This is a genomic window from Zymobacter palmae, assembly GCF_003610015.1.
In the GTDB taxonomy this organism is placed as follows: Bacteria; Pseudomonadota; Gammaproteobacteria; order Pseudomonadales; family Halomonadaceae; genus Zymobacter; species Zymobacter palmae.
The window spans coordinates 1801914-1828651 of record NZ_AP018933.1 but is presented as its reverse complement, the minus strand read 5'-3'; the positions used below and the strand labels follow the sequence as shown (position 1 = coordinate 1828651).

Here is a 26738-nt window from a genome sequence, read left to right as displayed (position 1 = left end):
GACCATGGCGCAGGGAAAAGGTAGCGACCGAACATAATGTCCGGCCGCCAGTGTCATCTGGGGTAGGAATTACTGATAGATGACAGAGTATGCAACGCTGGATTCGACCGCACCGGCTTCTGCTTTGCCAGTAGCGTGGTAGCGAGCGAAGTAACGCTGAGTGTAGTTACCGTTTTCGTCTGCTTTGGCAGCGTACTGATCTTCAGCCTGGTGGCCAGTGACACGGATCGGCAGTGCGTTTTCGTTCAGCAGTTCGATCGCCACGTTTTTGGCACCATCGTTGAGGCTGTTTTTCAGCCAGCCTGTTTTGGTGTCAACAGTAGCGCCCGGTTCGAAGCGGATAGCGAGTTTCTGGTTGCCCGGGCATTTGGACATGCCGATAGTGAATTCGCGAGTACCAGCAGTCTGGCCGTCTGCAGCCAGCGCACTAGCGATGACGGTCGGCAGCTGAACTGTCTGGTCTTTAGATTCGGCATTGATTTCGCAGGTGGAGTCAGTGACCTGACCTTTGAAGAATACGTGGCTGCTTTCTGCTTGTGCAGCTGAAACGCCCAGCATGGCGCTTGCAGCGGCCATTGCTACGATGATTTTTTTCATGGCTTATAACCCCAAATAGTCAAAAGGCAAGTGCGCAGAATTCAAGATCTTTATCGGTTGTTCTTACCTAAAGCCTTGTCTTGAAAAGGCTTATTTTTATGAGAACTGATAAAGGAAATTGTGCGAATGATTCTGCGCGGAAGGGATTGTAATTAATTTTTCATGTATGAATCAACGATAATCTTCAACGATTTGTCCTATCTGTCATATTATTTATTTCAGTTGAGGCAAGGAATGAATAGAAATGTAATTTGACGTTATCTTTGTGAATTACTGTTTTCTTACTGAAAACAATATCTCTATCTTATTGAATTGAAAGGATAATGTTAAAAGGCGTTGCGTATTACACGAAATAGCGGTGGGTATCTAATGTATTTTGTGTATCTATGCAACGCCCTGCTAATCAACAAGAACAGATCAACATGTTCTTTTCTTTGGCTTTTATAGGTAAATCATACCTAAAATCACTTTCCTGAAACGCCTAATTCCTTACATTTCAGAAGGTCATGTCGTTGAGAATGCTATAGACCGGCGATTCAAGCTGTAACAATCGTTCGCGCTGAATGTGTAGACTGCTGGCAATCTGCTGATTATCCATCACTGATAGCGTATGGAAATGTGTATTGCGCTCAATAATCTGCTTTTCCTTGTCCGATACGACAAGCACGGTGTTGTGTGGCAGCTGGGCAAACGCCATTCCGGTGATGGCATCGCAGTAGCTGACAGTGTGCGTACCGGGAAAATGCGCGGCGATATGGTCATGGATAGCCGATACGATATTGTCTGAGCGGGTAGGCAGTAGAAAGGCGTCGACGTCATCGGGCTGGGGGGGAGGCTGATTCTCGCCACAGGCCACTAGAAAGTGAAAGTGGCGGATATAGAAGGCACGAGACTCCCAGCGGTCGTGAAAGCCCAGTGTATTGGGTCCGCGGGAAGAAAAAATCACATCAGCCTGCAGTTGTTCTAGGGTCAGCGATGACTGCTGTTCCAGTGCCGAAAGGTCGATGACGTTGACATTGAGCCCTGTATTGTAAGCCAGTAGGTTCGACCACAGTTCGTAGGCATAGCAGGCCGTAATCGGTCCAATATACCCAATCGTCAACTCGTCGGGCACGCTGATGCCGGACAGATGATGAGCCTTGCGGATAGTGTATTCACAGCTTTCGGCCAGACGGGTGCCCAGCTCAATAAGCATGCGACCGCACAGCGTAGGCACATAGAACCCATTGCGTCGCAGGAATATCTTGCATTCGAGCAGCATCTCGATATCACGTACGCACAGCGAAATGTTGGCTGATGTCATCGAAAGTTCACGCGATGCGGCCACCATCGTTTTGTGTCGATGCAATGTCACGATAATGCGCAGCTGCTTTAGCGTCATTTTTTTTTGAATGAAATACTGCAGCCGGTCGGCCAATTCTGTGGACAATGGATGATCAGCAGCCTTCTCCATATGTTCTCGTGCCATTATCGTTCCTTGATGTCGGGTAATAAAAGTCTATGAGTGCTTAAGGCACGTAAAAGGGGCGTGGCGGGGCATCTTACATAGTGTGTGAGCAGTATGTCGAAAGCTTGAAGTAGCGCCATTTGTGATCAGAGTGAGAAGTTAACACTCACATTCAAAAGTTTCGACCCATATTTTCTATAAAATGGTAATAATAGTGTTCAAATTGATAGACGGTTTTTCTATATGTTTCTTATCGTGTCTTTTTATTGTTTATTGGTAACCTTACTATTATTCCTTGTGAAATATGAGGGTATATATCGCACTAAGTGACACGGTGTTACGTTTCGTTCACACGTCCTTGGGTCTTGGCTATCTAAAGTAGAAAATTGATTATCTTTATCAATCACATGAGGTGGTTCAATTTAGCGGCCTTCGCAGAGGTGACTATGCTATGTCTGATTTCTCAAAGAAACGCTGGACTTGCCAAGGAGCAGATACACCATGAATCCGACTCGCTACACTACGGCTAACGGTGCCCCCGTCCCTCAGGATGATACCAGCATTACGGCAGGTGAACGCGGCCCGTTAACATTTGATAACTGGCGTCTGTTCGAAAAGCTGGCGCACTTCAACCGCGAACGCATTCCTGAGCGTGTCGTGCATGCACGAGGCACCTCTGCGCAGGGCGTTTTCCGCCTGACACGCGATCTGTCTGATCTGACTATTGCTGATTTTTTGCGTGGTGTGGGCAAGGAAACGCCAGTGGCAGCACGTTTCTCGACCGTTGCTGGTGGGCAGGACAGCAACGATATGGAACGCGATGTCCGAGGATTTTCCGTGAAGTTCTACACGGAGCAGGGCAACTGGGACATGGTGGGTAACAACACGCCGGTATTCTTCATTCGTGAACCCAGCAAGTTTCCTGACTTCATTCATACACAGAAGAAAGATCCGCGCACCAACCTGGTGAACTGGCAGAACCGCTGGGAGTTCTGGGCGCTGCATCCGGAATCCTTCCATCAGGTCACCATTCTGCTATCGGACCGTGGTATTCCGGCAAGCCTGCGTCATATGCACGGCTTCAGCTCTCATACACTGAGCTTCTTCAATGAAAAGGGCGAGCGTCATTGGGTTAAATGGCACTTCAAGACCAATCAGGGCATTCGTAACGTGTCTGACGAGGAAGCGGCAACGATTCCTCACGATCACAACCAGCGCGATATGGTTGAGGCCATTGACCGCGGCGAATTCCCTAGTTGGACCGTCAAGATACAGGTGATGAGCGAAGAGCAAGCACGTGAATTCCGCATCAACCCGTTTGATCTGACTAAAGTTTGGCCGCACGGTGACGTACCGCTGATCGAGATCGGTCAGATGGAGCTGAACAAAAACCCGGATAACTATTTTGCGGAAGTCGAGCAGTTGGCGTTCAGCCCTTCCAACTTCGTACCTGGTATCAGTGGTTCCCCGGATAAGGTGCTGCAGTCTCGATTGCTGGCTTATGCCGATGCGCAGCGCTATCGCCTATCGGCAAACTACCAGCAGATCCCGATCAACCAGCCACGTTGCCCGGTCAATCATTACCAGCGTGATGGTTTGATGGCCGGTACATGCCCCGTGACGGGGCAGTCGAAGGAAGGTGGCCAGTACGGTGACACCAACTTCTACCCGAACGCACGTGCCGATCAGGGGGCGCCAGTACCGTCACCTGAATTCTCCGAGCCGCCGATGCCGCTCGAAGAAGAAGCGTGGGTGGGTTATCACAATAATCGCGGTGATGATAACTACGAGCAGGCGGGCAACCTGTACCGCAGCTTCGACGACGGACAGCGTGATCGCATTGCCAACGTCTTTGCCACTACGCTACAGGGCGTGACGGCTCCCATCGTGAGTAAGGTCATTGAGCACTGCTATGCCGCAGACGAAGACTATGGTCGCCGTGTGGAAGCTCGCTATACGGCCTTGCGCGACGCATAAGATGGTCGGCGTAAAGCGGCTGTTGGCGCTTTTGCATTGACCCAATGAAAGGCCAGCCTGTTCAGGCTGGCCTTTTTTCGTACGTGATGATGGGCAAGAAAGGAAGTCTTTCGCCGAGGCTGGCGCGAAGCGTTGGTCATCACTAGGGTGGTAAATGACACTGCACCTTGTGGGGGCTTTCTCTACGATGCAGCGGTGACATGCAGTAGGCATATGTGTAACGGCTTGATCAAGGAGCGATCTACGATGACACAGCATTCCTATACGGCTACGAATCACGATGAAGCGCACGACACCCAGTGGGGTACGGATGAGCACCGCAAGGATGAAGCGCTTGAGACGTATCGAAGCGATGCGAAGGAACACGACTTGCGTACCAACCAAGGGGTACGCATTGCCGATAATGAGAATTCGCTGAAAGCCGGTGAACGTGGACCAACGCTGCTGGAGGATTTTATTCTCCGCGAGAAGATCAATCACTTTGACCATGAGCGCATTCCCGAGCGTATCGTACATGCGCGTGGGGCGGCCGCTCACGGCTATTTTCAGCCGTATCCTCGGGCAGCCGAGCTGTCAAAAGCCGCTGTATTCCGTGATCCCGAGGCTAGAACGCCTGTCTTTACGCGTTTTTCGACTGTCCAAGGGGCTCGGGGCTCTAATGATACCGTGCGCGATATCCGAGGCTTTGCCGTCAAATTTTATACCGAAGAAGGCAACTGGGATCTGGTGGGCAACAACACCCCCATCTTCTTCATTCAGGATGCGATCAAGTTTCCTGACTTCGTGCATGCGGTAAAACCTGAGCCACACAATGACATTCCGCAAGGACAGTCGGCACACGATACGTTTTGGGATTTCGTTTCACTGGTGCCAGAAACCGCGCACAACGTGATGTGGGCCATGTCGGATCGCGCGCTGCCGCGTTCATTCCGCTCGATGGAAGGGTTCGGCATCCATACGTTCCGATTGATCGACCGGCAGGGCGTTTCCCGCTTTGTGCGCTTTCACTGGAAGCCGCTGGCGGGAACATGGTCGCTGTGCTGGGATGAGGCACAGAAGCTGTGGGCACGAGACCCCGACTTCCACCGACGGGATATGTGGCAACAGATCGACAGCGGCCAGCCGTTTGAATGGGAGCTGGGCGTACAGGTGATCGAAGAAAAGGACGAGCACGCTTTCGATTTCGACATTCTTGACCCGACCAAGCTGATTCCTGAAGAGTGCGTACCGGTTACACCGATCGGCAAGATGGTGCTGAACCGCAATCCGGATAACTACTTTGCCGAAACCGAACAGGTCGCGTTCAATCCGGGCAATATCGTGCCGGGCATCGACTTTTCGAACGATCCTTTGCTGCAGGGGCGTGTCTTTTCCTACCTAGATACCCAGATGCTGCGTTTGGGCGGTCCCAATTTCCATGAGATCCCCATCAATCAGCCGGTCTGCCCATTTCATAACCATCAGCGAGACAGCTTCCACCGTCTGACAATCAATAAAGGGCAGGCTTCCTACGAACCAAATTCTATTGAGGGTGGCTGGCCAACTACCACGCCGCCGCAGGAGCAGCAAGGGGGCTTCGAAAGTACCTATGAACGCATTGATGCACACAAGGTGCGCGCACGCAGTCCTTCCTTCAACGATCACTATTCTCAGGCGCGTCTGTTCTGGGACAGCCAGACGCCTGTTGAGCAGCAGCACATCATTGAGGCGTTTACGTTCGAGCTGTCTAAAGTCACGCGACCCTATATCCGCCAGCGAGTGATTGAGCAGATCCTGCCCAACATTTCACTGGCCTTGGCTGAAGCCGTTGCCAAGGCTCATGGTATGCCGGTGCCGACAGCACCGACGGCTTCACCCGACGCTCTGGGTCAGTGTTCGCTAGCGAAGGCGCCATCGCTGAGCCTGATGGCGCGTCCACCACAGAACATCCGCTATCGGCAGGTCGCCGTACTGGTCGCCGATGGGGCCTGCCATACACAGCTGACGCAGGTGGCGGATCGTCTCAAGCAAGAAGGCGCGACGCCCGTAGTGATTGCGCCGTCAATGGCGCCGGTAACGCTGGATGATGGTCAGCAAGTCACGCCCGCCGCAACACTGGACGGTCAGCCCTCGGTTACGATGGATGCCGTCATCGTGATCGAGGGCTCTGCTCGTCGACTAGCTACACTAGGGGCGGGGCGTTATTACCTGCTTGAGGCTTACAAGCACCTCAAGGTCATTATGGCACTGGGAGAAGGTGCTACGTTGCTGCAGGCCGCCAACTTGCCGACGGCAGAAGACGGTGTGCTGACCGATGGATGCACGTCTGAAGGGCTGGACGGTTTCGTAAAAGCGCTGTCGCTGCATCGTGTCTGGTCGCGTGATAGCAAGGTGGCTTCGGTTGCGGCTTAGCCTCTCTGTGATGAGCAATAAAGCCACATAAGGTTATCTAAAAGTAAATTGTAAAAAGGTTCCACCGTGGTGGAGCCTTTATTATCAGCGTCTATAATCTTCTCGTTATCAGAATAATTTCATTACTGATTACACATTGTTTCATGGGTTATTGATAACGCTTATGGCATTGTCTATGAAATTTAATTCCACGACCCTGCAATAGCAGCACATTATCTTGAAGATGCAGACATGTTCGCAATTAAAAGAACATGTGTTTGTCGCCTCGTTCCGTGCATTGGCACGAGGCATGATCAGAGGAAATATTGATGCATAGCGCTTCGTCTGTCCCCGCTTCGACAGTACACCACCGGACAAGACGATTCATTGCACTTGAATGGCTACGCTTCATTCTTGGACTGTATATCGTCGTCTTTCATACCCTTCACTATTATCCCTCGATAAGCGAATGGTCGGGTTATATCACTGGCCTAGGGTTTTTCTCGACCAGCACTTTCTTCATTCTGTCCGGCTTCTTGCTGACGCATGTCTATCTGCGTCCGCAGCCGCCCGATGGACAGTACGGGCTGCGGGAATCGAAGCGCAGCTTTCTTGTTCGCCGGCTGGCCAATCTGTACCCGATTCATATCGGGGCCATGATCATTACCATTGCTGTGATGGCGGTGCTGCCCGTACTTCAGCTGACGCCTGAAGATGCATCGGCGTCGATCCGAGCCGTCATGATGGACGTCAATAATGGCGAAGCCGTATGGCACACCATGAGCAATCGTGAGCTGCTGTGGGCGGCCTTTGAGAACATCGCATTACTGCAGGCTTGGAACCCGTATTACCTTACGTTCAACCCTCCGACGTGGTCGATCTCAACCCTGTTCTTCTTCTATCTAACGTTTCCGTGGTTGGCGGTATGGTTATGGCGTCGGTGTCATCCCATGCGCTGGCTGTGCGTCGTCAATCTGCTGTATCTGGTTCCGCCAGTGCTTGTCATCCTGCTGACCTCGTGGGGAGCGCCGGAAACCGGGCTACTGCATCGCAACCCGTTGATCCGGTTGCCTGAGTTTGCTGCGGGCATTCTGCTGTGTGTCTGGTACCACCGGCAGAAGACGGACACACTGTCCTTGTCGAGAGGGGTGATGGCTGTGTCGCTGCTGGTCGGTTCGATCGCGCTGGGCGAGTGGCTTCTGCTGCCCGGCCATAGTGCTGGCTGGCACTATGTGCTGCACAATGGACTGATGATGCCGGGTCAGTTGGCGCTGATCTATCTCTGCCTGTTTGCGAAGGCTCCCAACCGTGTGTTCTGGCAGCGCACTGCTGCGCGTCTGGGAGGTGCTTCGCTGCCGATGTTTGCTCTGCATGTTCCGCTCTATCTGATCTTTTCGCGCACAGAAATGGCGCTTTCTGGTTCGCAGCCATCACAGTGCCTTTCTTCCATCACGCAGTGCAGTGCGCAGGCGGGAACGATCACGTTTGCTTGGTACCCCGTCTTTTTATTGCTGACGGTGATGTTCTGTATCCTGTTTCAGGAGCAGTTCGTATTACGGGTGCGAGGGGTCATTCAGCGGCTATTGCTCAAAAAATGACAGGTGCTTACTCTCTATCCAATTGATGTAATAAGGAAATAGCGGAGAGGGCGAAAAGCGGGCATTTTAGTCGGCTTTTCGCCTTTTTTATGGGCTTCCCTTTTCATGAGAATACGCTCGGAGTATTGGCGGGCAATGCGCGTGGTGAGCGATGCTGCGGGGGATTGTCGCCAAAACATACGTGTTTGAAAGCGGGGTTGTGTGTGATCGCTATCAGGCAAGAGGACATTTTTTACGTATGCCGCCAAATGCGTAAAGAGGGTTCTTCTTTTTTGATATACAATGCTTGAATGTGGACAAATTGAGAAATTCAATCGTGCTGATAGTCTTCGTCAGGCAGAGCCAGATGTTGGCTGATATCATGCATGTAGTGGTGCGTGCGCTCTGCGCACCGTTGCGGTTTGTTTCCTTTTGTTGCATCTGTACGCTTTCCTGTTTTTGTTGATGTTCTTTTCTTCTTGTCGATCGAATTGAGATGCCGCTCATGTATAAAAAAGTGACAGGTTTTTGTTTTCTTCTTCTTAGTCTCGCGGGCTGTGCTGCAAACGGTGTTGATCAACCGACCACTTTGGCTTCTACCGCACCCCTTCGTTCTTCCGCAGCACCTTACCCCATCATAGGCGGCTATCAGACTTCCGGTGATAACGTCGATATCGAATACACAGGAACGCAGCACCGTCCAATTGGTGTTCACGACACGTTGATGAGCGAGTATCGAGAGTGGGCGGGCACCCCTTATCGCTTCGGTGGTGAAAGTCGCGATGGCATAGACTGTTCGGCACTCACACAGCGCATCTTCAAAGAACGATTTAACTACGCCTTGCCGCGCACGGCAGGCGAGCAGATGAAGCAAGGCCGTCGCGTTTCTCGCGCGGCACTCAAACCCGGTGATCTCGTTTTCTTCAAACCAACACGCCGCCTCAATCACGTTGGGGTTTATCTCGGCGATGGTCTATTCATGCATGCCTCTTCCTCTCAGGGCGTGATGATCTCTCAGCTGGACAATCACTATTGGGCGCGCCGCTATGTACAGGCACGTCGTCCTATCGAGAACCCGCAGCTGGCTTCCCGCGCCAGCACGCCGGATCGTATCCCGACCGTCAACGGGTAATCCGCTGCTGGCGCTGCCTTGATATGTTCTTCTATTGCTGTGAAGAAGCCGCTTGTTTCAAGCGGCTTCTTTTATATCAGACAACCGATTAAGCTGGGCCGGTGCGTTCTTACTTATGCCGCTGCTCTTCCAACGATAATAAAGGTGCGAGCGGCATCCGTTGACAGGCTCCTCACGAGGTATTCCTACAATGAGCTTCAGCCCCGAAATACTCTTGCTGTTCTTCTTCATCGCATTGGTTGCGGCCACCATCGACGCCATTGCCGGCGGCGGCGGGCTGATCACGCTGCCTGCACTGCTGGCGACAGGCATGCTGCCCGCTGTTGCTGTCGCGACCAACAAAGTTGGGGCGGTCGGCGGCTCTTTTTCCGCTGCGCTGCATTTCATAAGAAAAGGACATGTCAGATTAAGGGATCTCATTCCTCATATTCTCTGCGTCTTCGTTGGCGCTGTGCTGGGAGCGGTGGTGGTGTCCTTCCTTTCTGCACGTATTCTGATGCTGATGATTCCTTTCATGCTGATCGGCTTTGCCGTGTTCTTTCTGTTTTCCCCCAATCTTGGCGTCAGGGAAGAACAGGCACGATTAAGTGCGCCGATGTTCATCGGTTTCATCTGTCCGTTACTGGGGTTTTACGATGGCTTCTGTGGACCGGGTACGGGAACGCTGATGGTCGTGGCCTGCGTCATGCTGCAGGGCTTCAGTATGCTGAAGGCGACCGCTACAACGAAGGTACTGAATGCCACCAGCAACATTGCTGCGTTGCTGTTCTTCATCGCACACGGCCAGATATTCTGGGAGATTGGCCTTGTGATGCTGGCGGGACAGCTCGTTGGTGGCAATCTAGGTGCGCGTATTGCCATCAGTAAAGGGCAGCGTTTGATCCGCATACTGATGGTTGTGGTTTCGATTGCGATGTCGATCAAGCTGCTGTTGGGGGATATGTTGGCAGCGCTGGTCGTTCAGTGGCTTCACTGACTCTTTTTCTTTCTCTGTGGCCGTAGTCCACGGTGCTAGAAAAGCCTTCGGCTGCCTATTGGCGGTAGCCGGGGGCTTTTTTCATGGTGCAGTGAAGGCGGCAAGATGGCCTTAGTTCGACCTATTGCTGTGTCAATTGAGGTGTCTGAGACAGGCGGATGTTTTCATCGTGTTTCGCAGCTTTAATCCTAATCCGCTGATGGGAAAATGGGCCGTTTCAGGGCTGCGGCCTGTCGCATGATCCCGTCGGGCATGATATTGGGGCTGGGAGTGATGCATTCTTTGTCGAGCGTAGCGGCTGGCAAGGGCTTTTGTGTAAGTCAGTGAATACTTTCATTCCTAAACCTGTGCCTCTATGCGGCCGATATAAGCTGCACTTCACCAAGCATGGGAGATGTATTTCATGGCAACGACATCATCAACTACAAGTAGTACGTCGACATCATCGGGTCTGGGTAGCTTGAACTTCGGGAGTGGTGCATCCCTTGATCTGGACAAGTACTACTCGCAGTTGGAAGCAGCAGAGCAGAGCAAGCTGGCAACGTATGACACGCAGAAAACCAGCGTTGAAACGAAGATATCGGCTTACTCGACGATCCAAAGCTCGCTGGATGCCTTGAAAAGCCAGGCGGAAGCACTGACTGCCGACAACTTCCAGAAATCCGCTACGGCGACTACCAGTGCCGTTGCCTATCTGGCTACGGCGACGGACAACTCCATTTCGGGTACGTACGACATCCAGGTCAATCAGCTGGCGACGACGCAGTCCAACGCGAGCACAAAGGTGTCGGATAAGACCAGTACGCTAGGTAGCGGTACCGTCACCCTGCAGCAAGGTACGGGTGATGCGCTTTCCATTTCCGTGACCGATGCATCGCTGGTAGGCGTGCGCGATGCCATCAACTCGGCTAAGGACAGCAAGGGCAACAAGCTGAACATTTCAGCGGCGGTCATTTCCAACTCGGATGGCAGCTCCTATCTGACGGTATCATCCACCACGACCGGTTCGGCGAACGCCTTCACCATCAGTGCGACAGGCGACTCCGGCTTGACGGATGTCATTTCCAACATGTCAGTGAAGCGCGAAGCCACTAACGCGCAGTTCTCGGTCAATGGCGTTGATCTGGAAGCAAGCTCTAACAAAGTGACTGATGCGGTACCTGGTCTTGAACTGACGCTGTCTTCCGTGTCTACATCGCCTGAAACGACGACGGTCGCGACCAACACCACCGACTGGGAAACGGGTGTGACGAACTTCGTGTCGTCTTATAACAGTTTCCTGAGCACGATGAGCAGCCTGACCCAGTACAACTCTACCGACTCCACTGATACTGGGGCGCTGGTAGGCGACTCTGGTGCACGTACGATCCGCAGTCAGATCAAGACGCTGTTGAGTAACGAGAACCTTGCAAAGCTGAAGGATTACGGCATCACGGCCATCAGCCTGGACAAAACTACCAGCACCAAGCCGGCGGGAACGCTAGAGGTTGATAGCACCAAGCTGCAGCAAGCGATGAAGAGCAACCCGGAAGGCTTCAAGACCACGCTAGCGGCTACAGACGGCAAAAGCGGGATCATGAACCAGATCGTGGCCAAGGTCGACGAAATCGAGAACAGCAAGACAGGTATTCTGACCACCAATACTAAAACGCTGAACGATAAGGTCACGGCCATCACCTCCCAGAAGGAACGTGCTACCACGGCCAGTGAATACCGTCTGAAGATGTACAAGCAGAGCTTTACTAAACTGGTGCAGTTCAAGACCACGATGGACACCCAGATCGAAAGCATCAAGGCGCAGTTCGAAGCCCTAAATAAATCTAGCTGATGACCTTACCGGTCGCTGCTGCCCATTGAGCATTCCGTTCTGATGGCAGCAGCGATCGTTTATGCCTTTCCGGTGGAAATACCTAGATAAATAGCCCGTTTATTCGCGCATCTCACTGTTAAAAGTTTGGCTATGATGTGCTTTCGACGTGTAATCCCTTGGTAATGAAGAGAGTAGGCATGTTGACTCGAAAAGGTGCACAGGCATACGCCACGGTGGGGCTCGAAACGGCCGTCATGGGGGCCAGTCCGCATCAGTTGATTGTGTTGCTGTACGATGGCCTAGAGAAAGCGCTAAATCGCGCGCTGTGGGCATTGGATGAAGGCAAGGTCGCTGAGCGTGGGATGGCAATTTCCAAAGCCATTACTATTCTTGATAACGGGTTGGATGCAGCACTCGACATGGAGAAGGGGGGAGAGCTTTCAGAGAACCTCCACAACCTTTACGGCTATATGTCGAGAACGCTCTTGAAGGCCAATATCAAGGTGGATCGTAATTCCATTGAGCATGTTGCTGACATGGTCAATGACATTGCAACCGCATGGCGCAGCATTGGCGACAATGGAAAGGGCTTATCATGATTGATTCCATGCAGGATGGTTCTGTGGATTCCGGCATGCAGGTCGACGGCCTCATGGATGAATACCGCAAGATCATCGAACATTCTGAGCGTATGGTGCGTAAGGCCCAAGAGGGTGAGTGGGACGCGCTCGTCAACGAAGGCATGGAGTACTTGGTACAGGCCGAGCAGCTGTCTTCGGTAGGCGATACGCAGCTGAGCTTCTCTCAGCGTCGCGAACGTCAGGTCTATCTACAGCGCTTGCTGGATAACGACCGCAAGATTCGTGAACAGCTTGATGTGCGCCTTAAGGAGCTTGGCACGCTGATGGCAGAAGAAGAGCAGCGCATTCGTACTCACAAAGTCTCCAATGCCTACCAGCGCTTCTCCGGGAGCTAACCTATCATGGGCTCTATCACGCCCTTGCTCGACACCCTTTTGCATCAGGTGCTCGGGCGTCAGCTGTCTTTGGACGCCCATGCGCGCCAGCCTATCGGCCCCGCTGCCGTATCCGCTGTAATTCGTGACAGTGCCGTTGACGATGCCGCTCAGTCTTCTGATGATTCTCCCGCTTCTGAAGGCGGCAGTTCAGAAGAGGCTGATTTCGCGGAGAACATCTCAACGGCACAGTCGCGTCAGCAGAATGCAGAAGCCAGCTCCGCTGCTTCACCCCTGCGTCGTTCGGCGCTGCCATCTGAGGTTGTTACCCCACCGTCCAATTCTCCATCCGCCGCTTCCGCGCAGCTGGCATTGAGCGATACCGCTCGTGTGTTGAGTGAGCAGGCGCGTTTGGCTGCGCAGCAGACACTGCTGTCCGATATCTCAACCGATATTCTTGCCGAATCGTCGCCTCCGGCTCCGCTGACGCATGTTGCTTCGCAGACCATTCCGCAGGACAAGCCCGCATCGTCCACGCTGTCTGCTCAGCCGACCATGCTGCTGCCGCTGACTGAACAGGAACCACAGATCGGCTTTCAGGATCGTGTGGCGGCGTCTGCGGCGAGCGGAAGCGATGCGCCGGCCTGGATACCGACACTGTCGTCATCGGATTCTGCTTTTATCGACGTCAGTCGTGCGGCCAGAGAAATGAGTCAGTGGACGACCGTACTGTCCGGTCAGGATTGGCAGTCGCTGCTTGCTACGACATCGCCGGATCCCATGCCGCTGAATGTGCTCTCTTCAGCACTGATCATGGAAACGGCGGGGCAGTCGATGCCGCTAGAGGCCCAGCGCGATACGCTGTCGGGCTATCTTGCCTCGGCATTGAAGACGAGCGGTCTGTTCCACGAAGCATTGCTGGCTCAGTGGGCAGGAGGGCATCTTCCTTTGGAAATCGTTGAACAGAGCGCGCGGCAGCGTCAGCAGTTACTATCGGTATTGCCAGCTGCGTCAGAGTTCGGTGATGCCGTGATTCGACAGCAGCTACAAATGATGGCGGGGCAGTCGATCCACTTTCAGAGCGAGCTGTGGGCAGGGGCGATGATGCTGATGTCTTTCAGGACTGAGCCTTATTTGTCCGATGGGCGCGGTGGCGAGAGCGGTGCCGAGCGACGGTTCCCGGCCTTTCCCGATCAGCGTCGGGCGTGGATGCTGACCCTGACCTTTGAACTGCCCGTTCTGGGAACCGTGACAGCGGGGATACAGTGGGACGGAGAAGCGCTGTCGGTGACACTGGGAGCCGAGAACAAGGCCACTCGAGAGGTGCTGGCCGATGCCCGTGAAGAGCTGGAACAGCTGTTGAATGATGGCCACCATGATGGGCGTGCCGTCGAGATTAATAGCGATTCGCTACGGGAACAGGGCGCACAGGTAGCCGCTGAACAGGAGAAACCGCATGCCTGAAACTCATGAGCAGCTACTGGCGCGTCGTCGTCGTGAACTGGCCAAACGCTATGGTCAGCCACAGGCGACAAACTCGGGAGTGTTGAGTGATCAGCAGGAAAACGATATCGCCCAAATCGTTGAGAAGGCGCGTCAGCACGGCGTTGGCAGTGTGCATCACTCTCCTGAATTGATGGCGCTGCTGTCCACGATTGCTCCCGACCAGCAGATTCCTCCGGCGCTCTGCAACGCTGTGGCCTCATTGATGGTATGGCTGCAGAAACTGGAAGAACAGAACGCGGAAGGCATGCCTTCTGCGAAATAGTCATCCCTGGTATTTCGCATATTCTATGTGATCGAACTGACCCAATAATGTAAAAAAGATCCAGTGGACCCTTTATGCGCTGGATCTTTTTTATCTCTATTTTTTAGTTAATGAGTGTATTTATAGTGTTCTTGTTGTGAAGTGTTGTCGCGACATGAGTTATTAATTGTCTTTGGAGTTAATATATGGGATGATTTTATATGGTTATAGAAAGGCGATACGGTATTCTTTTTATATGTGGTGTATCGCCTTAAAGTGTAGTCTTAGCGTGCTCTAAGGAAGATACGCTACAATGCGAGCAGGGAAGCTGGGCAGTGCTTCAAAGTTGGGGAAATTGACATGGATAAAGGCACCCACTGCCGGCACTTGATCCAAGTGATTGAGCACTTCTGCCTGCCATAAATGTTGCTGCAAGACATAGTGTTCCGCAAACAGAAAGCCTTTCTCTTGAGCATCCTGTGCTGCATCTGTATCCAGTGTTTCGTGGCCAATAGCGGCTATTTTTCGCTCTTTTACCAGAAATTCGAGGGCTTCCATCGACCAGCCGGGCGTGTGTGCATGCCCGTTTTCGTCGATGTTATAGAACGCTTCGGGCGTGTCCCAGCGTTGAGACCAGCCGCTTGAAAAGGCAACGAAAGACCCTTCCTGAATTCGACCATGCTGTGTTTCATACTCAATGATATCGTCTACCGATAATTTATAATCGTGGTTGTTTATGACCTGTGCTTCCTTATGAATAACATGCATCGGCAGCAACAGGTCTTTTATATTAATTTCATTGAGTAGTGGCGCGTTATTTATAAAATGTGCGGGTGCATCGACGTGAGTGCCCGTCGGTGTGCAGAGAGAAATTTCGTAAGCCAAAAACCCATCTTTTTCTACGGTAAATAGTGTCTTTCTTTGTGGCGGATTGAAGGCAGCGAATATGGGTGACGAGCTTGTCACTTCGTGAGTTAGATCGACCCACTTGCAGGATTTAAGAAACTGGACGGCCTGCGCCAGCGAGGCTGCGTTGGAATTAGTGGTGGCCATTATTATTCATTCCTTATGCCTTATTATTTAAAATATCACGTCCGTAAGACAGTAGCACATATAGGTGAGGGCGTGTACTTCTCGCTCAAAAACGAATACCAAGGTGCATTGCATTGATTTTATAGAGAAATAATGCTGCGATAGTGCTTTGTGGAAAAGAATTTATCGCGCCATGCATAGGTACTTTCGGCATAGCGTGCTCAGGTATCCCATGAGCTAGCAGAAGTTTGCGGATGCCTCATGATGATTGAAAAGGAAGGGCGGCAGTTTCCGAGAGCCAGAAAAGTCGGTTCGATTGAGAGTGCGTCACTTGCAGCAGGGGAGAGAGAGTTTTTTATACTGCTGACGAAAGCGGAAAGCGGAAAGCGGAAAGCGGAAAGCGGAAAGCGGAAAGCGGAAAGCGGAAAGCGGAAAGCGGAAAGCGGAAAGCGGAAAGCGGAAAGCGGAAAGCGGAAAGCGGAAAGCGGAAAGCGGAAAGCGGAAAGCGGAAAGCGGAAAGCGGAAAGCGGAAAGCGGAAAGCGGAAAGCGGAAAGCGGAAAGCGGAAAGCGGAAAGCGGAAAGCGGAAAGCGGAAAGCGGAAAGCGGAAAGCGGAAAGCGGAAAGCGGAAAGCGGAAAGCGGAAAGCGGAAAGCGGAAAGCGGAAAGCGGAAAGCGAGAACCCCAGAATTCACTATGAAAAATAGCAAACGCTGGGGTTCTTCATTGGCCGACTATTTTAGTTGAGCCGGGAAACGCTTTCGCTCGCGACAGCCTTGTGCATCGTGTCACCCGCGGCTTTGCGGCGGGCGCGCTCTGCGGCACGGCGTGTTTTGCCGGCGCGCGAGGGCGGGTTGCAGATGCCGCAGACATAGTTGTGGTCTAGGCTGTGTGCATGTGCCACGAAATGGCCATTGCAACGCGTACATGTTGACATTTGCATCATGTCGTTTTCGAAGAAGCGCACGAGTGTCCATGCACGCGTCAGTCCCAACACGGGAGTGGAATCTTCAAGCAGGGATATCTGTTCGAGATACATTTTGTAGCTCTTCACGATAGCCGGCATGCGTTCCAGTCCTGACTGTTCTCGGATGGCGCGATAAAAATTGTAGAACAGTGACGAATGGATGTTGGGTAGCCAGGTCACAAACCAGTCGGTCGAGAACGGCAGCATCCCTTTGGGCGGCGACGCTCCATGAATCTCTTTGTACAGTCGGATGAGTCGACCACGACTGATGTTGGTTTCTGTTTCCAACACCTGTAAGCGCGCACCTAGTTCGATCAGTTCGATCGCTAGCTGGATCTGGCGCATTTCATCCAGCAAGCTCTTTTCCTTAGCCATGCTGTTTGCTGCGTCCCTGAACAACAGATGGAGTGATGGCAGATGTCTTCTGTGCTGCCAGCAGGATGGCGGCATGCGCACGCTGTACGTCTTCGTGAAGCGTGTCGTCCGTCAGTTGTGAGAAGGTCTGTGCATTATGCAGTGACAGTTGGCACAGCAGCTGGTTTGAGTTTGCGAGCTTCGCAAGGCGAGATACCGGTGCCTTGCCCAGTGCTTCTGCCATGTCGGCATCGATCTTCAGCCTTAACATCGCCATGGATTCATCCGCTTGCAGCAGGCGCTGCACGAGGAGCAGGTAGGAAAGGTTGAGGCTGCGGATTTCTCCGAGCAGTTCATCGTCGGTAATGCCGTGTGTCATGTCAATTTACCCTTGAATGTGTCAGCGCCACTTCCGTGGAGCGCGGTGCTTTGTCGTCAGCACCATCAGCGTTCTTGTGGTTCCGTACTTCTGGCTGTCGTGGGGTGTCAGCCCCGACGGCTCTTTTGTTAATTAATGTAAAGAAGTTCCACTTTTTGGAAATACGCTTTACATGGATCGCATTCTAGGGGGTTTTAAAAAAGAATGGAACAGGCACGAATATGCGATGTTATGGCATCAATGCTGATTTGTGCATGAAACGTGTAAATTGTGCACGTTTTGACTTTAGGTCAACTTGACAGTGTATAGATGGCAAAAACCTACCGTTTTCATTAGATTAACAATGAAGGCTGTCTATATTATTCATTAATTTTCATTTAGTTATGTGTTTGTGTCGTTTTAGACAGGTAGCGCTAAAGGTGTTGGTTTAGTTGACGATAATGAAGTGATATTGGGGCAAAAAGGGGTTTCCCTTTTTTAAATATGTGAAAAGTGCAAGATGAAAAGGCGCTGAAAAAAGGCGCTATTCGCTGAATAGTTGTCTGGAAAGCTTGGTCAGGTGTGCTAGCGCCTCTTTTTTGCACTGTTTTTATGATCAGTTCTCAGGGCTGGAGGCCCCGTAATCACGCTACTTTAGGCGAATCATTTAGGCGCTGGAGGGCGTGGTTGCACATTTGGGATGGGGCTTGATATGTTTCTATCGTTACAAAATGTTCGTGAGTGTTTCTGTAGAGAACTTGCTGTGTAACATCCGTACTGCGCTGTGACAGCTGGCGTAGAGCCTCGAATCACAAGGCCTTCTTGCCTTGCCCGCCTTGATTTTTTAATCCGTATGCCTGTTCAAGTTTTGATGCGGTGAGCCGTTACAAATACCAGTCATCAACAACCAAGCAGGCAGGGTTCCTCGTGCTCATACTGGTCGGTTATATCATCATTCTAGGGTGTGTTTTAGGCGGGTACTCGCTCGCTGGCGGTCATCTGGCGATCCTTGTTCAACCCACAGAGTTTCTCATCATCTTTGGGGCAGGGGTGGGGGCGTTCGTGGCTGCCAACAGTGGTAACTCCATCAAGGCGACGCTGGCGGCATTGCCGATGCTGCGCAAGAGTACGCGCTACAGCAAGGCGATGTTCAAGGATGTGCTGGCACTGATGTTTTTGCTGCTGGCCAAGGCGCGTCAGGAAGGCATGATGTCGATCGAAAAGGACATCGAGTCTCCCAAGGATAGCGAAGTGTTTCGTCACTATCCCGATATCCTCAACGATCACCTCATCATGGAATTCATCGTCGATTACCTGCGCATGATGGTAACCGGCAACATGGATGCCTTCGAGATGCAGTCGCTGATGGATCTTGAGATCGAAACGTTTCTCAAGGAGGCGGAAGAACCCGCGCATAGTCTGGCGGCGATGGGGGATGGCATGCCGGCATTCGGTATTGTCGCGGCTGTCATGGGTGTGGTTCACGCACTCAGTGCCGAAGGTCTGACCCCCGAGCAGGTAGGGCCGCTAGTGGCAAGCGCCATGGTGGGGACCTTCCTCGGGATCCTGATCTCGTATGGCTTCCTGACGCCTCTATCTTCGCGTGCTCAGCAGCAAGCGCATGAAGCTGCCAAGATCCTTGAATGCATCAAGGTGACGTTGCTGGCCAACCTCAATGGTTATGCGCCGCAGATCGCTATCGAGTTCGGCCGTAAGGTGCTCTTCGAAACGGAACGTCCTGGTTTTGAAGAGATGGAAGAACACGTTCGTGAAGCGAAGAGTAAACGGTCATGAGCAAATCCTCCCGTCCAGTCGTCATCAAGAAGGTCCAGAAGGGTGGGCATGGCGCCCACGGCAGCTGGAAGATCGCTTACGCTGACTTCATGACCGCCATGATGGCCTTCTTCCTGGTCATGTGGTTGTTGGCCGGGACCAGTAAGGCTCAGTTGGAAGGCATCACGGAATACTTTCGCCATCCGACGTCCATATCCTTCGCCTCTGGCGACAAGATGTCGGCAAGTGATAGTGCCATTCCTGGCGGGGGTGATGACCCTCGTCATGCGGATGGCGAAGTGCGCCGTGCTGCGGGCGAAAAGGTCTTTTCCGCTACCGCATCAACGTCAAGGCTGCGCGCTGCGCGTGATCAGCTGCAGTCATTGGTGCGTCAGAACCCGACGCTGGCCGCACTCGGTGCTCAGCTCAAGGTGGATATGACGGAAGAGGGACTGCGCATCCAGATTCTGGACGACTCGCAGCAGTCGATGTTCCGTATCGGCAGTGCTGATGTCGTGCCGCGCCTAGCCCATGTGTTGGATGAACTGGCGCCGTTTCTCAACAAAGCGCCCTATGGCATCACCATTTCAGGCCATACCGACAACATGCCATTCGTAACGGGGCTTGGTGGCTACAGCAACTGGGAATTGTCCAGCGATCGCGCCAACGCGGCCCGTCGAGAACTGGTCAAGGCCGGGTTCAGCGCTGACCAGCTTATTCGTGTGACGGGGCATGCGGCCACCATGAACTTGGGCGACAAGGCCAACGATCCTATGAACCGTCGCATCAGCATCGTACTGCTGAGCGAGTCGGCGCGCCGCTCGATCGACAGTGAAAACAAGGTCATTCAGGACAACGGCGGTGGCACGACGGCGATGTCGGTGCTTAATGCCGAACAGCACTCTGCGGCCAGTGACGCGGCCAAGGCCCCCGAAGCGCAGCCCACACCTGTCAAGCCTCAATAAAACCTGACAGTTTTTCACACTCTTTCCGATATACAACTCATGGCAGGTGCGGGGTGTCCCGCACTCTGAATCTGCTCACTCGTTTGCTACAGGTATGCCGATGGATTTTTCAGCATTTCACGAGACCTTCTTCGATGAGGCTCGAGAGCTTCTGGATGAAATGGAAACGCTGCTGATGGAGCTTGATGTCGATGCTCCCGATCCTGAAGCGCTGGCAGCTATCTTCCGTGCCGCTCACTCCATCAAGGGTGGTGCGTCCACGTTCGGTTTCGAAGACCTTCAGGTCACGACTCACCTGCTGGAGAACCTGCTGGATGGGGTTCGCCACGCGGAGATGTTCCTAGATCGCGAAGCCGTGGACACCATCCTGTCGGTCCGTGACCACTTGGCTATGCTGCTGGACTGCTACGCCAATGAAGAAGCGCCCGATGCCGAAGAAGTAGCCAGCGTGCGCAGCGAACTCAAGGAACTGGCCGCACGCATGGCCGGTGGGGACGTCAAGGGTGACGTTCTAGCACCGCTGGCGTCCGAGCCTGCGTCTCAGGATGCTTCGGTACCTGCTCCGGCAGCGGCCAGCGGCATGACACAGTTTGCCATTACGCTGAAGGATGTGGCGGAAAAGGACCGTGCGTCGCTGCAAGAAGAGCTGGCGCTCTTTGGCGATGTCTCCGTGCGCGAAGCATCGGAGCAGCAGTTGGTACTGCAGCTGGTCACCACGTCTTCTGCCGATGACATCGAAGCGGTGCTGGGCTTCATTCTTGATGCGGCTCAGATGGAGATCGTGGCCGAGAGCCAGGCGGAAGCGCCAGCTGTCGAGACTAAGAAAGAAGAAGCATCGGCTGCTTCTGTCGTTGCTGCGCCCAAAGCGGCACCGGCCGCGGGCGGTAAGAAGGAAGGCGGTAAGCGCACTGAAAGCTCGACGCTTAGGGTCGCCACCGACAAGATCGACCAAATTCTCAACCTGGTCGGCGAGCTGGTTATCACGCAGGCCATGCTCGAACAGTCGGCCAGTCATCTCGATCAGATGGAACATTCCCAGCTGGTCAACGGCGCAAGCCTGCTGCAGCGCAACGTACGCGATCTGCAGGAAGCTGTGATGTCTGTGCGCATGATGCCAATGGATTCGGTCTTTAACCGTTTCCCGCGCTTGGTTCGTGATAACGCCAAAAAACTGGGTAAAGAAGTCGAGCTGGAAACTGTCGGGCATTCCACCGAGCTGGATAAGGGACTGATCGAAGGTATCGTCGACCCCTTGACTCACTTGGTGCGCAACAGTCTCGACCACGGTATCGAAACGCCAGAAAAACGTATTGAAGCGGGCAAATCACCGGCTGGTCATCTGAAGCTGGCGGCCTATCACAAGGCCGGACACATTGTCATCGAAATCAGCGATGACGGTGCGGGCCTTAACCGCGAGAAGATTCTCGACAAGGCGCGCAGCAACGGCATGGATGTCAACGATAACATGCCCGATGACGATGTCTGGCAGTTGATCTTTGCATCCGGTTTCTCGACGGCCGAGAAGATCACCGACCTGTCAGGCCGCGGGGTCGGCATGGATGTGGTGCGTCGTAACATCACCAATATGGGCGGCCACGTCAGCATCTCGTCCAAGCAAGGCCAAGGCACCACGACACGCATCCTGCTGCCGCTGACCCTTGCTATTCTCGACGGCATGCTAATTCAGAGCGGTGAAGAAACGTTCATCCTGCCGCTCAACGCTATCGCTGAATCGATCCAGATTGCGTCTGAAGACGTGAAGATGATGGCCGGTGGCAAACAGGTCATCAAGATTCGCGGCGAGTATCTGCCGCTGCTTAATCTGGCCGATATCTTCGAAATTCCAGATGCCCAGCACGATATCAAGGAAACCATCGGTATCGTCGTTCAGGCTGACCGTACCAACTTTGTGTTGTTGGTCGATCAGTTGCTGGGTCAACGCCAAGTCGTGGTCAAGAACCTTGAAACGCACTATCGCCGCGTTGAAGGCGTATCGGCTGCCACGATTCTGGGGGATGGTCGTGTCGCCCTGATCCTTGATCTGGTGGCGCTGTCCCGCCTCGGGATTGCGACCATTGCCCAAGAGCTTGAAGCGCTCAATCAAAGTGAAGGTCGCCCATAGGGCCACTCAATCCCCTGAGATCGGCCTGGCTTGTCGGGTCGATCCCAATCACTAATGGAGTCAAGGATCGTGAGCGATCAGTCCGTAGATCTGAACAACGCCTCAGTCAATCATCTGTTGGAGAACGGCGGTGAAGACAGGCATCGTGAATATCTGAGCTTTCGGCTTGGTGATGAAGAATATGCCATCGATATTCTGCGTGTGCAGGAAATCCGTGGTTACAACAACATCACGCGCATTGCAGGTGCTCCCGACTTTATTAAAGGGGTGACCAACCTGCGCGGGATCATCGTCCCCATCGTCGATCTGCGCATCAAATTCGCACTACAGAAGGCGGAATACGATCACCGTACCGTCGTTATTGTGCTCAACATCGGCAAGCGCATCGTGGGTGCGGTGGTCGATGACGTTAGCGACGTACTGATGATCGACGTCAACGACGTGCGTCCGGCACCGGATTTCGGCGGTGCCATGTCCACCGAGTTCATTCACGGTCTGGCAAGTGTGGAAGAGCGCATGCTGGTGCTGTTGGACATTGAGAAACTGATGAGCAGCCGTGAAATGGCGCTCGTCGAAAACATTGTAGAAGAAGGTAGAGATCTGGCTGTATGACGCAGCATGGGTGCTGAAGGCATCAGCACCCTCATACAGTGCATATCAACGAACATGGAGCGTTAAGCATGCTTAAGAGCGCCGTTGCACAGGCGGCGGAGGCCGGCACAGGGGGTGTGGCAAATCGCGATCTGCAGATGACGGATCAAGATTTTCAGACTATCTGTGCGCTGATCCATCGCCATGCGGGGATTGCATTAGCACCGCATAAGAAAGAAATGGTGTATTCACGGCTGGCTCGTCGTCTTCGTCATTATGGCATGACGCGATTCAAGGATTATCTTGCGCTCCTTCAACGTCCCAATAGTGATGAATGGGAAGCCTTTACCAACGCACTGACAACGAACCTGACGTCCTTCTTTCGCGAAGCGCAGCACTTCGATGTCATGGCGGAATACGTGAAGACGCTGAAGCATGCTCCGCGCATCTGGAGCTGCGCAGCATCGACAGGAGAAGAGCTGTACTCCATCGGTATGACGCTGTACGAGACGCTGGGTCCGGCAGCGGCACAGGCTACGGTGATCGGGACGGATATCGACACGCAGGTGCTGAGCAAGGCGCGCCAAGGGGTTTACCCGCTAGAGGGGGCCCGCAGCGTGGGGGAGGCTCGACTTCGTCGCTTTTTCCTGCGGGGTAAAGGCGACAAGGCGGGACTGGTTCGTGTTTCACGTGAGCTGAACGAACTGATCGAGTTCAAGCGGCTGAACCTGCTGGACGCGCAGTGGAGCATGAAAGGCCCGTTCGACATCATTTTCTGTCGCAACATCATGATCTATTTCGATCATGAGACACAGACACAGTTGCTGGATCGTATTGCGGATCTATTGGCCCCAGGTGGGCTTTTCTTTGCTGGGCATTCCGAGAACTTCAGTGCGCAGACCCGCAAGATGAAGCTCATTCGCAATACGGTCTATCGCAGATTGGATAAATAACATGGTGGTCGGTGAATACCGCAAGGCCTCGACATCCTTTTTTGATAACCGTTATGAACGCCACGTTATCAAGCTCCTGCCGGGCGAATACTACATCGCATTGGAACAGGAACTGCTAGCGACGGTATTGGGATCCTGCGTATCGCTGTGTCTGTTTGACCCCGTCTTGAAGATTGGCGGTATGAACCATTTCATGCTGCCCGATCATCCCAAGGATAACGAACCTATCTTCACTCGTTATGGCTGGCCCGCCATGACCTGTGTGTTGGAAGGCCTGCTGAACGCAGGGGCCATCAAGAGTCGTCTGGTGGCCAAGGTGTTTGGCGGGGCTCAAGGGTTCAGAGCCTCATCTACGCTACGCGTCGGTGAGATGAATATTGCATCGGCAAACCGTTTTCTGGCCGAACAAGGCCTGAACTGTCAGGCCAAGGATGTTGGCGGGAGAGATGCCCGCCGCCTGCTCTTCTTCAGTGATTCTGGGCAAGTGAAGATGCTAAGGATGGTGCATACCCAACGGCAGTCGGACGAAGGCAGGTAATGGCTTCGAATCTTTTTGTCATTTCAGGAAGAAGGAAGGATGAACTTAGTAGCCAGCGCGGCTTCCGGCCGCAAAAAGATACGCGTACTGTGCGTCGATGATTCGGCGCTGATGCGCCAGCTGTTGACTGCACAGATCAATGAACAGCCGGATATGGAAGTAGTAGGGGCCGCCCCTGATCCACTGATTGCCCGTGAAATGATTAAGCGGCTGGACCCGGACGTCCTGACGCTCGACGTCGAAATGCCGCGTATGGATGGGCTCGATTTCCTTGAGCGCCTGATGCGCCTGCGCCCGATGCCGGTAGTTATGGTGTCTTCTCTGACCCAACGGGGTTCCGAGATTACGCTGAAGGCACTTGAACTGGGTGCCGTCGATTTCCTGCCCAAGCCGACCGTCGGTATCCGCGAAGGCATGCAGGAATACAGCGAGCTTCTGGCTGAGAAGATCCGTGCGGCATCGCAGGCTCGTCTGTCTCGCCCTCAGGCACTGGCGCACGGCGGCAGCCAAGCGGCAGCGCCCAAAGCACGCACGGTGCCGATGATTTCCAGTGAGAAGTTGCTGTTTATCGGCGCTTCCACAGGGGGCACAGAAGCCATCCTCAGTGTGCTGCGACTGATGCCGCGCAACTCGCCGGGAATCTTGATTGCACAGCACATGCCGCCGGGCTTCACACGCTCCTTTGCTGAGCGTCTGGATCGGCTGTGTGAAGTGACCGTGTCGGAAGCGACGCACGGTGAGCGTATTCTACCGGGGCATGCGTATATCGCGCCCGGGCATGCGCACCTCAAGCTGGCGAAGTCGGGTGCCAACTATATCGCCCATCTTGATGAAGGCGAACCAGTCAACCGTCATCGTCCTTCAGTCGATGTACTGTTCGACTCGGCGGCCCAGTTCGCTGGCCGCAACGCTTGCGGTGTCATTCTTACAGGAATGGGTAAGGATGGAGCACAGGGACTCCTGCGTATGAAGCAGGCGGGTGCTTACACCTTCGCTCAGGATGAAGAAAGTTGCATCGTTTATGGCATGCCTCGTGAGGCGGCCGTGATCGGCGCAGCTGATGAAATCGTCGCATTGGACGATATGACAGATGCTATTGCGCGTCATTTCGAGCGCAATGCGCATAAACCCCGCATCTGATGGACAGGTCTGCCCATCGTGGATGACTGCGGAGCAGCGTCATGAATGGTGCGGATCGATCATGGATTCTCTGATCAATGTGAGATCACTATGTCTGACAAGAACATGAAGTTTCTGGTTATCGACGATTTCCCCACCATGCGTCGTATCGTGCGTAACCTGCTCAAAGAGTTGGGTTACTCGAACGTCGAGGAAGCGGAAGACGGTGTGGATGCACTGAACAAGCTGCGTGAAGGCAGCTTCGACTTTGTCGTATCCGACTGGAACATGCCGAACCTGGATGGCCTAGAAATGCTCAAGCAGATCCGTCAGGACGATCAGCTTAAGCACCTGCCCGTATTGATGGTGACGGCGGAAGCCAAGAAAGAAAACATCATCGAGGCGGCTCAGGCAGGCGCCAGCGGCTATGTCGTCAAACCGTTTACGGCTGGCACGCTGGAAGAAAAGCTGAACAAGATTTTCGAGAAACTCGGAAAGTAGTCCCACGTCGGGAAATGCGGGCCCGCTCGCCGGGACTGTTCGCCCGAATGAGCAGATGATCGGCACATCGTTGCGAGATCAGCCCTTGGCAATACGGAGATAACAATGGCCGACGAGCACAAACCTCTTCACGAGCGTGACAAAGAGGCTGCAGAGCTTCTGGGCCGCATTGGACGCATGGCACGCCTGCTGAACGAAAGTATGCGCGAGCTGGGGCTGGAGGAAGAGGTGCGACGCGCCTCTGAATCCATTCCCGATGTGTGCGACCGCTTGAACTATATCGCCAACATGACGGAAAGCGCTGCCAACCGTTCACTGTCAGCGATCGAAGTCGCGCGTCCGATGCAGGAGAAGATGGGTGAGGAAGCCCGTGAACTCGAATTACGTTGGCAGTCTTGGTTCGATGGTCCTTTCGACACCCCGCAGGTCATGAACTTGGTGAAGGAAACGCGTGCGTTCCTACAGCAGGTACCTCCGGCGTCAGAGGAGATCAATGCCAAGCTGCTGGAAGTAATTATGGCGCAGGAGTTCCAGGACATTACGGGTCAGCTGGTCAAGAAAATGATCGAGACCATGACCTCCTTGGAAAAAGAGCTGATCGAAGCATTGCTCGATTATCTTCCGCCTGAAAAGAGCGAACAGTTTGTTCGTGCACGCCAGCAGGCAAAGGAACAAGAGCAGAAGGATGGCAGCGAGCTGCTCAACGGTCCCGCTATCAAAGCGGACGGCAAGGAAGTCGTGGCCAACCAGCAGCAGGTGGACGACCTGCTGGACAGTCTGGGTTTCTGATACGTTCTCGTGTTGGAAACGATGTTCATCGGAGTAATCGTCGGAACAGCCGACGTTACTCCGATCTTTTTCTATCTTCCTTCCTCTTTA

The 26738-nt window shown here is 53.4% G+C and carries 26 protein-coding genes; 19 read left to right on the top strand and 7 right to left on the bottom strand.

Going from position 1 to position 26738, the window contains the following annotated elements; genetic code table 11:
• Positions 1–69: 69 nt before the first annotated feature.
• The gene (locus ZBT109_RS08130; protein WP_027705949.1) at positions 70–597 is read right to left on the bottom strand and encodes a fimbrial protein; all 528 of its coding nucleotides are present in this window, start codon (positions 595–597) and stop codon (positions 70–72) included.
• 496 nt (positions 598–1093) lie between these two features.
• Positions 1094–2065, bottom strand: a complete 972-nt coding sequence (locus ZBT109_RS08125) for a LysR family transcriptional regulator (protein WP_027705948.1) — start codon at positions 2063–2065, stop codon at positions 1094–1096.
• Between the two features lie 480 nt (positions 2066–2545).
• On the opposite strand from ZBT109_RS08125, the gene ZBT109_RS08120 reads away from it, so the two are divergent.
• From ZBT109_RS08120 to ZBT109_RS08110, 3 genes are all read left to right on the top strand, one after another.
• Positions 2546–4021, top strand: coding sequence for a catalase (locus ZBT109_RS08120; protein ID WP_027705947.1), 1476 nt, complete (start codon positions 2546–2548; stop codon positions 4019–4021).
• A 246-nt stretch (positions 4022–4267) separates the two neighbouring features.
• Complete coding sequence (katE, locus tag ZBT109_RS08115) at positions 4268–6412, top strand: catalase HPII (RefSeq protein WP_027705946.1); 2145 nt, start codon at positions 4268–4270, stop codon at positions 6410–6412.
• A 308-nt stretch (positions 6413–6720) separates the two neighbouring features.
• A complete protein-coding gene (locus ZBT109_RS08110) occupies positions 6721–7989 on the top strand; it encodes an acyltransferase family protein (protein WP_051524140.1) in 1269 nt (422 codons plus the stop codon).
• Positions 7990–8299: 310 nt separating this feature from the next.
• Here ZBT109_RS08110 and ZBT109_RS13610 read toward each other — a convergent pair whose 3' ends face one another.
• The gene (locus tag ZBT109_RS13610; protein WP_145984504.1) at positions 8300–8548 is read right to left on the bottom strand and encodes a hypothetical protein; all 249 of its coding nucleotides are present in this window, start codon (positions 8546–8548) and stop codon (positions 8300–8302) included.
• A gap of 9 nt (positions 8549–8557) precedes the next feature.
• Here ZBT109_RS13610 and ZBT109_RS08100 point away from each other — a divergent pair, with 9 nt between their 5' ends.
• From ZBT109_RS08100 to ZBT109_RS08070, 7 genes are all read left to right on the top strand, one after another.
• The gene (locus ZBT109_RS08100; protein ID WP_232012829.1) at positions 8558–9100 is read left to right on the top strand and encodes a C40 family peptidase; all 543 of its coding nucleotides are present in this window, start codon (positions 8558–8560) and stop codon (positions 9098–9100) included.
• Positions 9101–9290: 190 nt separating this feature from the next.
• Entirely contained in the window at positions 9291–10076 is a 786-nt protein-coding gene (locus ZBT109_RS08095; protein WP_027705943.1) for a TSUP family transporter, read from the top strand.
• Between the two features lie 403 nt (positions 10077–10479).
• Positions 10480–11904, top strand: a complete 1425-nt coding sequence (fliD, locus tag ZBT109_RS08090) for a flagellar filament capping protein FliD (protein WP_169734021.1) — start codon at positions 10480–10482, stop codon at positions 11902–11904.
• A 179-nt stretch (positions 11905–12083) separates the two neighbouring features.
• On the top strand, positions 12084–12485 hold the full coding sequence (gene fliS, locus ZBT109_RS08085) for a flagellar export chaperone FliS (RefSeq protein ID WP_027705941.1): 402 nt from the start codon (positions 12084–12086) through the stop codon (positions 12483–12485).
• Complete coding sequence (gene fliT, locus ZBT109_RS08080) at positions 12482–12862, top strand: flagellar protein FliT (RefSeq protein ID WP_027705940.1); 381 nt, start codon at positions 12482–12484, stop codon at positions 12860–12862. Before fliS ends, fliT begins: the two co-directional genes overlap by 4 nt.
• 6 nt (positions 12863–12868) lie before the next feature.
• On the top strand, positions 12869–14305 hold the full coding sequence (gene fliK / locus ZBT109_RS08075) for a flagellar hook-length control protein FliK (protein WP_027705939.1): 1437 nt from the start codon (positions 12869–12871) through the stop codon (positions 14303–14305).
• Positions 14298–14609, top strand: coding sequence for an EscU/YscU/HrcU family type III secretion system export apparatus switch protein (locus tag ZBT109_RS08070; protein WP_051524138.1), 312 nt, complete (start codon positions 14298–14300; stop codon positions 14607–14609). The genes fliK and ZBT109_RS08070 overlap by 8 nt, the downstream gene beginning before the upstream one ends.
• 273 nt (positions 14610–14882) lie before the next feature.
• On the opposite strand, the gene ZBT109_RS08065 is transcribed toward ZBT109_RS08070, so the two are convergent.
• The 4 genes from ZBT109_RS08065 to flhD all read right to left on the bottom strand — a co-directional run bounded on the left by ZBT109_RS08065 (position 14883) and on the right by flhD (position 17318).
• Complete coding sequence (locus ZBT109_RS08065; protein WP_038279270.1) at positions 14883–15641, bottom strand: cyclase family protein; 759 nt, start codon at positions 15639–15641, stop codon at positions 14883–14885.
• A gap of 306 nt (positions 15642–15947) precedes the next feature.
• Positions 15948–16328, bottom strand: coding sequence for a hypothetical protein (locus ZBT109_RS13850; RefSeq protein ID WP_170144701.1), 381 nt, complete (start codon positions 16326–16328; stop codon positions 15948–15950).
• 29 nt (positions 16329–16357) lie between these two features.
• The gene (gene flhC / locus ZBT109_RS08055) at positions 16358–16960 is read right to left on the bottom strand and encodes a flagellar transcriptional regulator FlhC (RefSeq protein ID WP_038278504.1); all 603 of its coding nucleotides are present in this window, start codon (positions 16958–16960) and stop codon (positions 16358–16360) included.
• Positions 16953–17318: a flagellar transcriptional regulator FlhD gene (flhD, locus tag ZBT109_RS08050; protein WP_051523906.1), complete on the bottom strand. Its 366-nt coding sequence runs from the start codon at positions 17316–17318 to the stop codon at positions 16953–16955. Before flhD ends, flhC begins: the two co-directional genes overlap by 8 nt.
• 855 nt (positions 17319–18173) lie before the next feature.
• Here flhD and motA point away from each other — a divergent pair.
• The 9 genes from motA to ZBT109_RS08005 all read left to right on the top strand — a co-directional run bounded on the left by motA (position 18174) and on the right by ZBT109_RS08005 (position 26648).
• On the top strand, positions 18174–19091 hold the full coding sequence (gene motA / locus ZBT109_RS08045) for a flagellar motor stator protein MotA (protein WP_324603182.1): 918 nt from the start codon (positions 18174–18176) through the stop codon (positions 19089–19091).
• The gene (gene motB / locus ZBT109_RS08040) at positions 19088–20035 is read left to right on the top strand and encodes a flagellar motor protein MotB (protein WP_038278506.1); all 948 of its coding nucleotides are present in this window, start codon (positions 19088–19090) and stop codon (positions 20033–20035) included. Before motA ends, motB begins: the two co-directional genes overlap by 4 nt.
• 100 nt (positions 20036–20135) lie before the next feature.
• Complete coding sequence (gene cheA, locus ZBT109_RS08035) at positions 20136–22157, top strand: chemotaxis protein CheA (RefSeq protein WP_027705445.1); 2022 nt, start codon at positions 20136–20138, stop codon at positions 22155–22157.
• Between the two features lie 90 nt (positions 22158–22247).
• Positions 22248–22769, top strand: a complete 522-nt coding sequence (locus ZBT109_RS08030; RefSeq protein WP_038278516.1) for a chemotaxis protein CheW — start codon at positions 22248–22250, stop codon at positions 22767–22769.
• A gap of 68 nt (positions 22770–22837) precedes the next feature.
• Positions 22838–23701 (top strand): CheR family methyltransferase, encoded by an 864-nt coding sequence (locus ZBT109_RS08025; RefSeq protein ID WP_027705447.1) that lies wholly within the window; start codon positions 22838–22840, stop codon positions 23699–23701.
• Between the two features lies 1 nt (position 23702).
• Positions 23703–24239, top strand: a complete 537-nt coding sequence (locus ZBT109_RS08020; RefSeq protein ID WP_051523910.1) for a chemotaxis protein CheD — start codon at positions 23703–23705, stop codon at positions 24237–24239.
• Positions 24240–24278: 39 nt separating this feature from the next.
• Positions 24279–25379 (top strand): protein-glutamate methylesterase/protein-glutamine glutaminase, encoded by a 1101-nt coding sequence (locus ZBT109_RS08015; protein ID WP_051523912.1) that lies wholly within the window; start codon positions 24279–24281, stop codon positions 25377–25379.
• A gap of 90 nt (positions 25380–25469) precedes the next feature.
• Positions 25470–25859, top strand: a complete 390-nt coding sequence (cheY, locus tag ZBT109_RS08010; protein ID WP_027705448.1) for a chemotaxis response regulator CheY — start codon at positions 25470–25472, stop codon at positions 25857–25859.
• Between the two features lie 105 nt (positions 25860–25964).
• Positions 25965–26648 (top strand): protein phosphatase CheZ, encoded by a 684-nt coding sequence (locus ZBT109_RS08005; RefSeq protein WP_027705449.1) that lies wholly within the window; start codon positions 25965–25967, stop codon positions 26646–26648.
• Positions 26649–26738 lie beyond the last annotated feature (90 nt).